This window comes from Paracoccus homiensis (assembly GCF_900111675.1).
GTDB classification, from domain to species: Bacteria; Pseudomonadota; Alphaproteobacteria; order Rhodobacterales; family Rhodobacteraceae; genus Paracoccus; species Paracoccus homiensis.
Genome location: NZ_FOHO01000010.1, coordinates 1 through 14,212, shown reverse-complemented (window position 1 = coordinate 14,212; position 14,212 = coordinate 1). Strand labels below are relative to the sequence as shown.

Here is a 14,212-nt window from a genome sequence, read left to right as displayed (position 1 = left end):
CTGTCTGCCCCCCGGCCCCCCCGACCCCGCGCTAATCCTTGACCGTGCGCAGAACCAGATTTGTCTGGGCACTGGCGACCGCTGGAATACGGAACAGGAAATCCTCGAGGAAGCGGTTATAGGCTTCCAGGTCGCGGCACACGACATGCAGGTGATAATCCGACGCGCCGGTCGTCGCATAGCAGGCGCGGACTTCTTCCTTGGTGCCGATCATGCGGATGAATTCCTTGACCAGCCCCTGATCGTGCCGGGTCATCTGCACATGCACGAAGGCCTTGAAACCCAGCCCCACCGCAGCATCATCCAGTTCGACCGTATAGCGGCGGATCGCCCCGCTTTCTTCCAACGCGCGCGTGCGTCGCCAGCAGGATGAGGGCGACAGGCCGACCTGCGCCGCCAGATCGGCGTTCGAGATGCGACTGTCACGGCGCAGCGCGTTGACAAGCTTTTGGTCGATATCGTCCATGCGCGGTATCATCTTTCAGCTTTCTGGATATTACGGAATAATTATCCTTTCATCGAGGTAAATGAAAGAAGATTGGTCAGATTTTTCAGTCGGGCAGGCGTAGACTGATCACAGCCACGACCCCGAGGAAAGGCGCAGCCCATGACCCATCACGATTCACGGTTCGACACCTATCAGCTGAACGACCGATATGACCGGGTCACGGGCCGGGTCTTCATGACGGGCACGCAGGCATTGGTTCGGGTGATGCTGGATCAGGCGCGGCGCGACCGCGCGGCAGGGCGCAACACGGCCGGTTTCGTGTCGGGCTATCGGGGCTCGCCCCTTGGCGGTCTGGATCAGGAGCTATGGCGCATCGGCAAGCGTCTGGCCGATCAGCGGATCGAGTTTCTGCCTGCCGTCAACGAGGATCTGGCCGCAACCGCCGTGTTGGGCGCGCAGCAGGCTAGCCTTGATCCCGCCTGTCAAGTCGAGGGCGTGTTTTCGATGTGGTACGGGAAGGGGCCCGGGGTCGATCGGTCGGGCGATGCGCTGAAACATGGCAACGCCTATGGCAGTGCGCCGAAAGGGGGTGTGCTGGTCGTTGCGGGCGACGATCATGGCTGCGTGTCCTCATCCATGCCGCATCAGTCGGATGTCGCCTTCATGTCGTGGTTCATGCCGACGCTGAACCCTGCCAGCATTGCCGAATACCTGGAATTCGGGGAATACGGTTTTGCCCTGTCGCGGTTTTCCGGCACCTGGGTCGGTTTCAAGGCAATCTCGGAAACGGTCGAGGCGGGACAGTCGGTCGACCTGCCTGCGGACCGGGACTTCGTGCAGCCGGATTTCACCGGACCGCAGGGCGGCATCCATGTGCGGCTGTCGGACCTGCCCAGCCCAGAGATCGAAACCCGCATTGGCCACAAGCTGCGCGCCGTCGAGGCCTTTGCCGAGGCGAACCCGATCGACCGCCGCATCTTTGACCTGCCCGACGCGCGGTTCGGGATCGTGACGACCGGCAAGGCCTATCTGGACACCCTCGAGGCCATGCGCCTGCTGGGGCTGGACGAGGCTGCCTGCCGCCGCCTTGGCATCGATATCTACAAGGTCGGCATGGTCTGGCCGCTGGCGCGGCGTGATGCGTTGGCTTTTGTCACCGGCAAGGAAGAGGTGCTGGTGATCGAGGAAAAGCGCGGGATCATCGAAAGCCAGTTCAAGGAATATTTCTACGATTGGCCCGGTGCGAAGCCGAAAAAGATGGTCGGCAAGCACCGCGCGGCGGGCGATCCGCTGTTGCCCTGGACGGGCGAGCTGACGCCGCTGATGCTGGTCCCGGTTCTGGCGGAACGGCTGCACGCGTTTTTCCCTGACGAGGATCTGCTGACCAGATCCAAGGCCCTGACCAGGGATCCCGCTCCCGTGCTGCAGGTGCCGGGGGCCACGCGCACGCCCTATTTCTGTTCGGGATGTCCGCATAACAGTTCGACAAAGCTGCCCGAAGGCAGCGCTGCGGCCAGTGGCATCGGCTGTCACGTTATGGCCGGTTGGATGGATCGCGATACCGTCGGTTATGCCCAGATGGGCGGCGAGGGGGTGACGCTGGCCGTTGCCCAACGCTGGAACGGCGGCAGGCACATGTTCCAGAATCTGGGCGAGGGGACGTGGTATCACTCTGGGTCCCTGGCGATCCGGCAGGCCGTCGCCGCGGGTGCGAACATCACCTACAAGATCCTGTATAACGATGCGGTGGCGATGACCGGAGGTCAGCCCGTGGACGGTCCGGTCAGCGTCGCTGCGATCGCGCAAAGCTGCAGGGCCGAGGGGGTGACGCGGATCGCGCTGGTCTCGGACGATCCGCAGCGGTTCGACATGGGTGATTTCCCGGCGGGCACCACCCTGCATGACCGGGCCGAACTGGACAGCCTGCAGCGCGAACTGCGCGAGATCGAGGGCGTCACGGTGCTGATCTATGAACAGACCTGCGCCACCGAAAAGCGGCGCCGCCGCAAGCGTGGCAAGATGAAGGATCCGGCGAAATTCGCCTTCATCAATCAGGCTGTCTGCGAGGGTTGCGGCGATTGTTCGCTGGAATCGAACTGCCTGAGCGTCGAACCTGTCGAAACGCCCTTGGGGCGCAAACGGCGGATCAACCTGTCCAGCTGTAACAAGGATTTTTCCTGCCTGAACGGCTTTTGCCCAAGTTTCGTCACCATCGAGGGCGGTCAGCGGCGCAAGCCGAAACCTGCCGGGCTGGATGTCGCGGCGCTGGTGGCCCGTTTGCCGCAGCCCGAACAGGTCGATCTGGACCAGCCTTTCGATCTGCTGGTGGCCGGGGTTGGCGGCACCGGCGTCGTGACGGTCAGCGCATTGATCACCATGGCCGCCCATCTGGAGGGCAAGGGTTCAAGCGTGCTGGATTTTACCGGCTTTGCGCAGAAATTCGGAACCGTGTTGGGCTATGTCCGGATCGGACGCGATCCTGCCGCCATCCATCAAGTCCGGATCGAGCGGGGGCATGCGGATGCGGTGATCGGTTGCGACGCGGTGGTCTGTTCTTCGCCCAAGGCTTCGGTCCATTACCGGGACGGCACGCGGATCGTGCTGAACCGTGCGGAAATGCCCACCGGCGATCTGGTTCTGCATCGCGATGCAGATCTGCGCATCGACGAACGGCAGGCGCTGATCGAAAAGACCGTGGGGGCCGCGAACCTGCTGGGCTTTGACGCCAATGTCGCGGCCGAGCGGCTGATGGGCGATGCGGTCTTTGCCAATATCATGCTGTTGGGTGCGGCGTGGCAGCAGGGCCTGGTCCCGGTCAGCGAGGTGGCGATGAAACAGGCGATCCTGCTGAATGGCGTTGCGGTGGAAAAGAACGCCATGGCCTTCGATCTGGGCCGGGTGATGGCCGCCGATCCAACCGCCCTGGCCGCCGATCTGGTGGATGAGGCGCCGCAGATGCCGCAGGGGCTGTCCGATCTGATCGATCATCGCGCGGCGTTTCTGGTTGAATATCAGGATCAGGCCTATGCGGACGAATTCCGCGATCGGATCGCGAAATTCGGTAAGGCGCTGCCGGATGCGTCGGACGACCTGCGCATGGCGGCGGCGCGGTCGCTGTTCCGGCTGATGGCCTACAAGGATGAATACGAGGTCGGCCGTCTGCACAGCCAGACCGGTTTCGAACAAGAGATCGCGCGACATTTCGAAGGCGATTACCGCATCCGCTATCACCTTGCGCCGCCGATGTTGCCCACCGGCACGGATGGGCGCGGACGGCCGCTGAAAAAGGCATTCGGCCCGTGGATGCGACACGGTATGGCGATGCTGGCGCGGATGAAGCATCTGCGCGGAACGCGCTGGGACATCTTCGCCCGCACCGATGACCGCAAACTGGACCGCGAATTGCTGGCATGGTTCCGCGATGTTCTGGACCGGGTCGAGCGTGACTTTGACCGTCTTGGTCAGGATCGCGCCCGGCAGATCCTTCAGGCCCCGTTCGAGATCCGGGGCTATGGTCCGGTACGCCACAAGGCTGCCGATCAGGTGCGTCAACAGGTGGCCCGGCTGCTGACCTAAGCCGGTCAGCGCCGAAAAATCAGGCAAGGCTGCTCGCGGCCCGGTCGTTGCGCCGGGCCGCGCCGTCTTTTTGCGCTTGCCTGCGGGCATGGGCGTGCGATGCGCACCGCGCGTGCTATGCTGAAGGTCCAAGTTCTGCCCGTCGCCGTCAGATAGTATTGTTTTTGCTGGGTTCTTTTGGCGCATGGTGCCGGACCTATGGCGCTTTCGTCCAAGACGGGCGTCGGTGTTCCTGCTGTGATGATCGCCAAGGGTGCCGTCAGCGCGCCCGCCAATAGGAGGTAAGCCATGCAAGCTTTTTGCATCCCGGACCGCGATGTCCGGCGCGTGATCCGCGCCGATGCGGCCGACGGCATCCTTCTGCGTCATTTTTCCGGCCGCCTGTGCTTGATCGCCGGCGGCCCTTGTCCTTTCACCCACTCACCAACAGGTCGCGCATGAAACATCTGCTTCTTACCTCGTTCTCGGCGCTTGTCGCGTCCGGCACTTTCGTTGCCGCGCAAGAGGTCGATATCGAACCGGAAACCCTGACCGTCGAGGAACGCATCTCGGAAGGCGAGCATGTATTCGTGATGGATTTCGGGATCAACGGGTCCAGCCCGATCTATGTGCTGAACGCGGATGACCTGTCGCTGGAAGGCAGCATCGGCACCGGCACCTTTGCCCAGATGATGATGACCAAGGATCATTCGTCGCTGTATTCGCTGTCGGCCTATCTGCGCCGCTATACCTATGGCGAGGTCGAGGCCGTGGTCCATGAATGGGACCCGGTCACCCTGAAGGCCCGCCGTGAATTCATGGTGTCGAACAAATACGCCCAGTCGCTGAGCCAGAAGGGCATGGTGAACATCACGGCGGATGGCAAGTTCCTGGTGATTCAGAACGCGACGCCGGCAACTTCGGTCAACATCGTCGATCTGGCCGAAGGCGCGGATCTGGTCGAGATCCCGACGCCGGGCTGCTGGACCGCCTATCCCTCGGTCGAGGGATCGTCCTTCACCACGCTGTGCGGCGATGGCACCATCGCCAAATACAGCTGGGCCGATGACGGCAGCTTTGATCAGCCGGCCAAATCCGAAAAGATCTTCGATGCCGAAGACGATCCGCTGTGGGGCGATGCGATGCGGGTCGGCGACAAGCTGGTCTATGTGTCCTACGGTGGCAGCCTGTATGTCGTCGATGACAATGGCGAGGCACCCGAATTGTCGGCCAAGATCGATTTCGCCGAGGAAGGCTGGGCGCCGTCGGGCTATAATCTGATGGGTTACAACGCGCCGACAAACACGCTGTTCGTGCTGATGCATTCGAACCCCAGCGACGGCTCACACAAGTTTCCCGCCGAGGAGATCTGGGCCATCGACATGGAAAGCCAGAAGGTCGTCGGCCGTTCCGAGGCGCATGGCGAATCCAGCATTGCCGTGTCCTCGGGCGAAACCCCCGAGGTCATCGCCATCGACCATCTGGGCGGCGTGCATCGCTATGAGGTCGAGATGGGTGACAGCGTGACCCTGACCGAAGCCGTCGCCGCCGAGGGCGTGGCGTTCTTCCCGACCATCGTTGCAACCGATTACTGATATGGTGACGCTGGCCTCACTCGCTTCGGTCACGATCACCAGTTTTCTGGCGATCATTCTGGCGCGGGCTGCGTGGCACAAGGCCGACAGCTTTCTGGAAACCGTCGGCTTTGCCCAGGGCTATGGGCTGGTGCCTGATGGCTGGGCCGGGCCGATCGTCCGGACGCTGACCGCGATCGAGGCGCTGACCGTCCTGGCACTGCTGTTGCCCTGGTTTCGCAGCCTTGGCGCAGTCTCGGCGGCGACGCTGTTTGCCAGCTATGGCGGGCTGATGGCAATGGCCCTGTGGCAAGGGCGGCGGCAGATCGATTGCGGTTGCGGCGGCGCGCCGCAGATCGTGTCGGCCTTTACGCTGTCGCGCAATGCCGTGCTGACCGTGCTTGCGCTGACGGTGGCGGTTCTGCCCGCCGATCGCGTCAGTCCGGGCGGCGCCGCCGTGGCGATCGCCGCCGCGCTGGTTCTGTCGGCCATCTATGCCACGATCGAGAAGCTGGCGTCGCATCTGCCCCATATCAGGCAGGGAGAATTCTGACATGAACCTACTGGTCTTTTCCAACATCTTGCTGTGGATCGTGGTGGTCATCCAGATCGGCGTGATCTTTGCGCTGGCCCGCCAGATCGGCATCCTGTTCGAGCGCGTCTCGCCCGTCGGCGCGATGGTTTCGGACATGGGGCCGGGCCTGGGCGACAAGGTGCCCGCGATGGATCTGCCGAACCTGAACGGTCCGGGCCTGACGCTTGGCCGGGCAGGGGGGAAATCGCAGCTGATCTTCTTCCTGTCGACCAGCTGTCCGATCTGCAAGGCGTTGCTGCCCGCGCTGAAATCGATTGCCGAGGACGAAGGCCGCTGGCTGGATGTCGTTCTGGCATCCGATGGCCGCGAGGCGCTGCATCGCCGCCTGATCGAGGCCGAAAAACTGAGCCAGTTCCCCTATGTGCTGTCCTCTGAACTGGGGATGAGCTTCAAGGTCGCCAAACTGCCCTTCGCCGTCCTTCTGGACGGTGACGGCAAGGTGGCCGCCAAGGGCCTGGTCAACAGCCGCGAGCAGCTGGAAAGCCTGTTCACCGCATCCGAAACCGGCATCCCGTCCTATCAGGCGGCCGTTGCCGGTGTGACATCCTAATCTTACGCGCATCTCACGAGGAAACCGATCATGTCCCGCATCATCGACACTCTGTTCAAGCGTTTCGACAAGACCATCGAAGCGAATATCCGTTCTTCGGCCCGCAATCATGGCCGCCGGTCGTTTCTGGCGCGCACCGGTTCGGCCATGCTGGGGGCAGCGGCCATCACGCCGATCCTGCCTTTCGACCGCCGTGCCAATGCCTCGACCGCCGAGGATGCCTGCAGCTATTGGCGGCAATGCGCCATCGATGGCTTCCTGTGTTCGGAATCGGGCGGTTCGCTGACGACCTGCCCGCCGGGCTCGACCGTGTCGGCGGTGTCCTGGGTCGGCACGTGCACCAACCCCGATGACGGCAAGGACTATCTGGTCAGCTACAACGATTGCTGCGGCAAGCCCGCGATCCCGACCGCGACCTTCTGCAACAACAACGAAGGCGAGCGTCCGGGCTACAAGATGGGCCTGTATAACGACATCAACTGGTGCATGGCGAACGAGGACAAGGGCTATCACTGCACGGTGTCGGTCGTCGTCGGGCTGGCCGAATGATGCGTTCCGCCTTTGTGACGATGGTCGTGGCCGGGCTGATGTCCGGCCCGGCACTGGCCGATCAGGATGGTGCGGCCCTGTTCGAGGCGCATTGCGCCGCGTGCCACAGCAGCGGTGGCGTCGGCACGCCCGGCTTCGCCCCCGCGCTGGACCGTCCCGAGTTCTGGCAGGACCTGGGCGAGGATGCCGCGCCCTATCTGACCGGCGTGATGGTCAAGGGCTTTGCCGCCCCGATCACCGTGCGCGGCGAACGCTTCATGGGCATGGTCATGCCCGGCGTGAACGGCGCCTCGGCCGAGGAACTGGCCCAGATCGGCAACTGGGTTCTGGCCGATCTGGGGCAGGTCGAGCAATCCATCACCCCCGAGGAGGTGACCGCCGCCCGTGACAGCGATCTGACGCATGCCGATCTGAAAGACATGCGCCCCAAGACCGAGTGATGCCATGACACGGATGCTGCTGACTGCCGCCCTGACCTGCCTGACCGCCGCGCCCCTTTGGGCCGGCGAACATGGCAAGACGAGGTCGGATTACATCCTGCACTGCTCGGGCTGTCATACGCTGACCGGGGAAGGCACGGTCAATGGTGGCATCCCGGCCTTTCCCGACTCGATCCAGCATATCGCCGGGCTGGAAAACGGTCGGACCTACATGGTCCATGTGCCGGGGGTCATCTCGAACGACATGAGCGATGCCGAGATTGCCGCCGTGCTGAACTATATCCTGGATCAGTGGGGCGAGGGCGAGGGGCATTTCTCGGCCGATGAGGTCACCGCGCGTCGCGCGCAAGAGATCGGCGATGTGGTCGTCTACCGCCGCCGCGTGGTCGAGGAGCTGCGGGCCGATGGCGTGGAGCTGGCCGAATATCCCTGGCCATAAGAACGACGGCAGGGCGGTGGCCTTTGGTCTTGCCCTGCTGATCTTGGTCTTTGCGCCCATTCCGATCCATCGGTCGGCGGGGTGGGTCTGGGATCTGGGTGCCGCGTTGGGGTTCTGGGCGCTGGCCGGGCTGGTTCTGCAAATGCTGCCATGTCGCGACGGGATCGCCTTCCAGCGACATCGATTTCTGGCGCCGTGGGTTCTGGCGCTGTGCCTTGTCCATGCGCTGTGGTTCCTGATCGTCGACCCGATCACGCGCTTTGACCTGCGCAATGGCGGTGCGGTGCATCTGTGGGCGGCATTGGCTGGGCTTGCTGTCCTTGCGGGGCTGATCCTGCAGGCGCGGCTGCCCGAACGTTTTCGCCTTTATCCCACCTATCGCGCCTTTCGCAGCGCGCATCGGCACGCTGCCCTTTGCGCAATCGCGGCGGTTGCGATCCACGTCCTGTTCAGCGGGTACTATGTCGCGGGGGCAGGGCTGATCGCCGTGCTGCCGCTGATCCTTGTGGCGCTGCTTCGCCCGGCATGGGCAGGCCTGTCACCAAGCTGCCTTGGCCTTGGCGGTGCAGCAGCGACGTTGATCTTCGTGCTGATGCGTCTGCCATGAGGCTGCCCCGTTTCATCGCGGCGGCGGCACTGGTTCTGACCATGCTGATCGTCCTTGGCCATCCGTGGAGCCCGGGCGACCGGGCCCCGCGATTTGGTGGGCAGCACGCGGTCCTGCCGATGCGGTTTTCGCACGACGATCACGCCGGGCAGGCCTGCCATGACTGTCACCATGAATTCGTGGAGCGTCGCAGCGGGCCGCCCTGCATGACCTGCCATGTCACCGACCGCACCGTTGCGGCCCGGCTGCAACAGCAGTTCCATGACCTGTGCCAGGGCTGTCACACCGAAACCCTGCATGCCGGACAGGACAGCGGGCCGACGCGGCAATGCCGCGCCTGCCACGTGCCCGACCACGATTTCTAGCCGGCTTCGCTGGCCAGCATGTCCTGCATCTGGTCACGCATCACGAATTTCTGCGGCTTGCCGGTGACGGTCATCGGCAGCGCGGCAACGATGCGGACATGGCGCGGGATCTTGTAATGCGCGATCTGCCCCTTGCAATGGTCGCGCACGATTTCGGGGGTCAGGCCCGCACCGGGACGCGCGACGATCCAGGCACAGACCTCTTCGCCGTATTTCTCATCGGGGATGCCGAAAATCTGAACTTCGCTGATCTGCGGGTGCCGGATCAGGAATTCCTCGATCTCGCGCGGGTAGATGTTTTCGCCGCCACGGATGATCATGTCCTTGACCCGGCCGACCACGGTGCAGAAGCCCTGATCGTCCAGCACGCCCAGATCGCCGGTCTGCATCCAGCCATCGGTGATGCTGTTCGCGGTCGCGGCATCATCGCCCCAATAGCCCTGCATCACCGAATAGCCACGGGTCCAGATCTCGCCGCGCTGACCGACCGGGACCGCATTGCCGTCGGCATCGACGATCTTGACCTGCAAATGCGGATGGATCCGGCCAACGGTCTCGCAACGCTTTTCGGTCGGGTCGTCGGTAAGGCTTTGGAAAGAGACCGGCGAGGTTTCGGTCATGCCGTAGCAGATCGTGACCTGATCCATATGCATGTCGCGGGTGACTCGGCGCATCACCTCGATCGGGCAAAGCGATCCGGCCATGATGCCGGTGCGCAGGCTGGACAGGTCGCGGGGCCGGTTGTCCAGTTCCTGCAGCATGGCGACGAACATCGTCGGCACGCCGTAAAGGGCGGTTGCGCGTTCCTCGGCCACGGCGTCCAGCACCTGCAATGGGTCGAAGGCCTCGCCGGGAAAGATCATCCGCGCGGATTTGCTGACCGCGCCCAGCACCCCCATGACCATGCCAAAGCAGTGATACAGCGGCACCGGGATCACCAGGCTGTCGGTCTGGGTCAGGCGGATGCGGTCGGTGACGAAGCGGGCATTGTTGACGATGTTCAGATGCGACAGCGTTGCGCCCTTCGGCGCGCCGGTCGTGCCCGAGGTGAACTGGATGTTGATCGCGTCGTCGGGCGACAGCGTGTCGGTGATGTCATCCAGCCGCGCCAGCAGGTCGGGGGTCGCCCGGTCGCACAGGCTGTCGAAGCTGATCGTGCCGGGATCCTCGCCCTCGGTCAGGATCACGTGGCGCAGCTCGGGGAAGGTGGCGCTGCGCAGCGGTGCGCCCTCGGCCAGTTCGGGGATCAGCTGCGCCAGCATCGCCGCATAGTCCGAGCTTTTGAACCGCCGCGCCGCGACGATGGCGGCACAGCCGACCTTTTGCAGCGCATATTCCAGTTCCGACACCCGATAGGCCGGGTTGATATTGACCAGAATGGCGCCGATGCGGGCGGTCGCGAATTGCGTCAGCACCCATTCCAGCCGGTTCGGGGACCAGATGCCGACGCGGTCGCCCTTGCCGATGCCCAGGGCCAGCAGACCCGCCGCGCAGTGATCCACGCGCTGCGCAAACTGACGATAGGTCAGCCGTTGGCCGCTTTCACGAAAGACAAGCGCCTCGGCCTCGGGGTTCTGGTCGACGGCCTGTCGCAGCAATTGCGGGATCGTGGCCCAGTAAAGGGGCTGGTCGGTCGGGCCGATGACATGGGACAGCCCGTTCTGGGGTATCATGTCCGGCGCAGGGGTCGGCTGCATCTGTTCCTCCTGATGTGAACGGGGCGGGCTCCTCTTCCCGCCCCGTCTATCCCATGCGCTGCCTCAGGCGCGCGCGACGTTGATGACCTGCATCTGGGTGTATTCGGCCAGACCTTCGACCGATTGTTCCACCCCCAGGCCCGAGCCCTTGAACCCGGCCATCGGGATATGTGGTCCGATGTTCAACTGTTGATTGACCCAAACCGTTCCGGCCTCGATCCGGCCCGCGATATCGGTCGCCCGGTCCAGATCCGCCGAATGCACCGAACCGCCAAGCCCGTAATCCGAGGCGTTGGCACGGGCGATCACCTGGTCGATATCGTCGAAGCGAATGACCGGCAGGATCGGGCCGAACTGTTCTTCATCGACGATCTTCTGGCCGTCCTGTACGTCGCGCACGATCGTCGGGCTGATGAAATAGCCCTTGCCGTCGCGCGTGTCGCCGCCCGCGATGACCTTGCCGCTGGAGCGCGCGTCCTCCAGATAGCCTTTGACCTTTTCGAACTGGGCCTTGTTCTGGATCGGGCCAACGGTGGTGCCCTGCTTCAGCCCGTCATCGACCACAGCGGTCGCGGCGATATCGGCCAGCGCGTCGCAGAATTCGTCATAGATCGCATCATGGACATAGGCCCGCTTGACCGCCAGACAGACCTGCCCGGCATTGAAGAAGGCGCCGCCATAGACCTTTTCGGCCGTCTGGCGCACATCGACATCGGGCAGCACGATGGCCGCGTCATTGCCGCCCATCTCAAGTGTCACGCGCTTCATCGTGTTGGCGGCACTGGCCATGATCCGTTTGCCGGTCTCTGACGAGCCGGTAAAGCCGATCTTGGCGATGCCCGGATGCGTGGTGATCTTGGGGCCCAGATCATTGTTGTCGGTCAGGATATTGACCAGCCCGGCAGGAAAGACCTTGGCGCACAATTCGCCCAGCTTCAGCGCCGCGACCGGGGTCGTGGGCGCAGGCTTCAGGATCAGGGCATTGCCAGCCATCAGCGCGGGGCCGATCTTCCAGCAGGCCAGCAGCAGCGGAAAGTTCCAGGCGATGATCGCGCCGACCACGCCAAGCGGTTTGTGGCGGGTTTCGATCCGGAACTGCGCATCGTCCTGAATCACCCGGTCAGGCAGTTGCAGGCTGGCCGTGTGCATCAGGTAGCCCTGGCTCCATTCCACCTCTCCGGCGGCCTCGGGCAGGGGTTTGCCCTGTTCCTGCGTGATGATGCGGGCGATTTCATCGGCGTGTTCGCCGATCGCGGCGGCCAGCGCCTCGACCTTGGCGCGGCGGTCCGCCATGGAGGTCCTGGCCCATTCGATCTGGGCCAGACGCGCGGCCTCGACCGCCTGATCAAGCTGGGCCTCGGTTGCGTGGGGCACGCGGGCAAAGACATCCTCGGTCGCCGGGTTGATGACATCCAGCATCCGGTCGGCACCGACCAGCTGCCCGTCGATGAGCATTTTCATATCCATGGGGTTCCTCCGCATTTGCCGGTCCTCGGCCGGCTTCTGACGTCAGGATATGTCCGCCAACCGCGTGCGGTCTTGGCCGCCCGCGCCATGACATGGGCGGGCTGCGCCAAACAAAATGCACAAATTCAATTCGTTGTCGGAGTCGCGTGGCGGGCGTGGAAATCGCCCGGCGTCAGATCGTAATGCTGGCGGAAGGTCCGGTTGAAATGCGACAGGTCGTTGAAGCCCGCGCGGAATGCCAGATCCGCGATGGCGGGGCGCTGCCCCATCCTGGCCGCACGCCTGAGATGCGAAGCGACCAGCGACGCCCGCCGTTCCGACACGAACCGGGTGAAGGTGGTGCCGTGATCGGTAAAGTCGCGCTGCAACTGACGGCGGGACATATTCACCAGATTTGCCAGCATCTCGATCGAGAATTCTGGGTCCGACAGGTGCCGCTCGACCGTTTCGCGGGCATAGCGATAGCGGCCTTCGCGGTCGCGAAAGCCCGCCGCGCCCGGATTTCCGCCTTCGGCGCGAAACATCATGGCGACGAAGTCGAACAGGTATTCAGCGTCGATCCCCTCGGATTCGCCGCCCTTGCCGGTAATCAGGCTGCGCAGGCTGGCCTGCAACGGATGCGACCTTGCGATCCGCCGGCCGGTTTCGGGCACCGCCTGCCGCCCCTCCAGGCACAGGGCGCGGGGAAGGTGAACCGACAGGAAATGCGCGGCGCGACCCTCGAACCGGATTTCCGCCGGGCGCGAGGAATCCATCAGAAGGCAGTCGCCCGGGGTCAGCGTCTCTTCGCGGCCATTATGCACATACCCCGTCTCGCCGGATCTCTGCATGATCAGGAACAGGTATTCGTTGTCGTCGCGGCGGATGGCGGCGCGGGTCCGGTCGATCCGGTCGATGGTGCATTCCATGTCCGCGATATCGATGCCGTGACGCCGGCGGATGTTGAAGACACCCGCGCTGCCGCGGCTACGCTTCAATGGCGTGCTGTAATAGTGCCCGCAATTGCTGAGCACACAGGAACTGAACTCCTCAAAACACATCATGACCTTTCCTCCCCAAAAGGTTTCAGGCGCGGCACGATCCAAGATCGGCAGACCCGACGACGTAGACGCGAGGGTTCTCTTGCGAGATTCGCCGATGTTAGGGCGCGAAGCTTGGACAGATCAACACCTGCGGGTTGGGGTGGCCTTTCTTCTTCGTAGAAGGCTGCTTTGGGTCAAGTTGCGCCCTTTGGTCGGGGTTGGGCCGATTCCTTTCTGCGGTTGTTCTGCTCACCGCGTCCCTGATTCTGGTTGTTTGTTTTGCATTTTGGGAATCGGGTTTTTGGGTGTTTTGTCAGCATATGCTGGGTTTGGTGGGGGTTTGGGGATGTTTGGGGCTTTGTGGGTTCTGCGGGCCTGGTGGGGTGTGTGGTGATGGGGGTGGGGATTTTGGGGGATTTTGCGGCGTGAAGATTTGTTTATTTTCAGTGTGTTGCAACTTTTCTTCCTGTCGGGGTGATTTTTCTGCTTGCGGGTTCTGATCTCTGACCGTAAACACCGCTTCACCGAACGGCGGGACACGCTGAACGGGCCGGAGAGGCGGGCCAGACAGGCCAGACGGTCAGATGGCGCAAGGCGAAGGCAAGACAATCTGGGAATGACTGACCGGTAGGGGCGTCGCTTGAATGGCGCATCTTCCGCGATTTTGTTTCCTCTGCTTTTTGACATTGATGGAATTATGAAGGGATATGCGGGCGGTTTGGTCGTAATCGACTAAGGTCTTGCATATCGGCTCTCTAGCTTCGGCGATGATGAGAGTGTCAGCTTCACTGTTTGTCGGCTCACGCAAGTGAGGACGATGAACAGATGATTATCCGGTCCTTTTGGATTGGATGACAGATGTGCAAGGTTCGACGTCAAGGATAGTTCTTCGGAACTTTCAACT

General features: G+C 63.0%; 13 protein-coding genes. 9 read left to right on the top strand and 4 right to left on the bottom strand.

Going from position 1 to position 14,212, the window contains the following annotated elements:
- Positions 1-31: 31 nt before the first annotated feature.
- Positions 32-466 (bottom strand): Lrp/AsnC family transcriptional regulator, encoded by a 435-nt coding sequence (locus BMX67_RS13375; RefSeq protein ID WP_245739452.1) that lies wholly within the window; start codon positions 464-466, stop codon positions 32-34.
- A 141-nt stretch (positions 467-607) separates the two neighbouring features.
- Between BMX67_RS13375 and BMX67_RS13370 the strand changes: the two genes are divergently transcribed.
- The 9 genes from BMX67_RS13370 to BMX67_RS13330 all read left to right on the top strand — a co-directional run bounded on the left by BMX67_RS13370 (position 608) and on the right by BMX67_RS13330 (position 9,122).
- Positions 608-4,024: an indolepyruvate ferredoxin oxidoreductase family protein gene (locus BMX67_RS13370; protein WP_090735898.1), complete on the top strand. Its 3,417-nt coding sequence runs from the start codon at positions 608-610 to the stop codon at positions 4,022-4,024.
- 437 nt (positions 4,025-4,461) lie between these two features.
- A complete protein-coding gene (locus BMX67_RS13365; protein WP_090735896.1) occupies positions 4,462-5,598 on the top strand; it encodes an amine dehydrogenase large subunit in 1,137 nt (378 codons plus the stop codon).
- Position 5,599: 1 nt separating this feature from the next.
- Positions 5,600-6,130 (top strand): MauE/DoxX family redox-associated membrane protein, encoded by a 531-nt coding sequence (locus BMX67_RS13360; RefSeq protein WP_090735893.1) that lies wholly within the window; start codon positions 5,600-5,602, stop codon positions 6,128-6,130.
- A 1-nt stretch (position 6,131) separates the two neighbouring features.
- Positions 6,132-6,722: a redoxin domain-containing protein gene (locus BMX67_RS13355; RefSeq protein WP_090735890.1), complete on the top strand. Its 591-nt coding sequence runs from the start codon at positions 6,132-6,134 to the stop codon at positions 6,720-6,722.
- A 30-nt stretch (positions 6,723-6,752) separates the two neighbouring features.
- Positions 6,753-7,271, top strand: a complete 519-nt coding sequence (locus BMX67_RS13350) for a methylamine dehydrogenase light chain (protein WP_090735886.1) — start codon at positions 6,753-6,755, stop codon at positions 7,269-7,271.
- A complete protein-coding gene (locus BMX67_RS13345; protein ID WP_175479904.1) occupies positions 7,271-7,711 on the top strand; it encodes a c-type cytochrome in 441 nt (146 codons plus the stop codon). Before BMX67_RS13350 ends, BMX67_RS13345 begins: the two co-directional genes overlap by 1 nt.
- 4 nt (positions 7,712-7,715) lie before the next feature.
- Entirely contained in the window at positions 7,716-8,150 is a 435-nt protein-coding gene (locus BMX67_RS13340; RefSeq protein WP_090735880.1) for a c-type cytochrome, read from the top strand.
- The gene (locus BMX67_RS13335; RefSeq protein WP_175479903.1) at positions 8,116-8,757 is read left to right on the top strand and encodes a hypothetical protein; all 642 of its coding nucleotides are present in this window, start codon (positions 8,116-8,118) and stop codon (positions 8,755-8,757) included. The genes BMX67_RS13340 and BMX67_RS13335 overlap by 35 nt, the downstream gene beginning before the upstream one ends.
- Entirely contained in the window at positions 8,754-9,122 is a 369-nt protein-coding gene (locus BMX67_RS13330; RefSeq protein WP_175479902.1) for a cytochrome c3 family protein, read from the top strand. The genes BMX67_RS13335 and BMX67_RS13330 overlap by 4 nt, the downstream gene beginning before the upstream one ends.
- On the opposite strand, the gene BMX67_RS13325 is transcribed toward BMX67_RS13330, so the two are convergent.
- The 3 genes from BMX67_RS13325 to BMX67_RS13315 all read right to left on the bottom strand — a co-directional run bounded on the left by BMX67_RS13325 (position 9,119) and on the right by BMX67_RS13315 (position 13,329).
- Complete coding sequence (locus BMX67_RS13325; protein ID WP_090735872.1) at positions 9,119-10,819, bottom strand: AMP-binding protein; 1,701 nt, start codon at positions 10,817-10,819, stop codon at positions 9,119-9,121. The two genes, BMX67_RS13330 and BMX67_RS13325, sit on opposite strands and share 4 nt — an antisense overlap.
- A 63-nt stretch (positions 10,820-10,882) precedes the next feature.
- The gene (locus BMX67_RS13320; protein WP_090735869.1) at positions 10,883-12,286 is read right to left on the bottom strand and encodes an aldehyde dehydrogenase family protein; all 1,404 of its coding nucleotides are present in this window, start codon (positions 12,284-12,286) and stop codon (positions 10,883-10,885) included.
- A gap of 125 nt (positions 12,287-12,411) precedes the next feature.
- Complete coding sequence (locus BMX67_RS13315; protein ID WP_090735867.1) at positions 12,412-13,329, bottom strand: helix-turn-helix domain-containing protein; 918 nt, start codon at positions 13,327-13,329, stop codon at positions 12,412-12,414.
- Positions 13,330-14,212 lie beyond the last annotated feature (883 nt).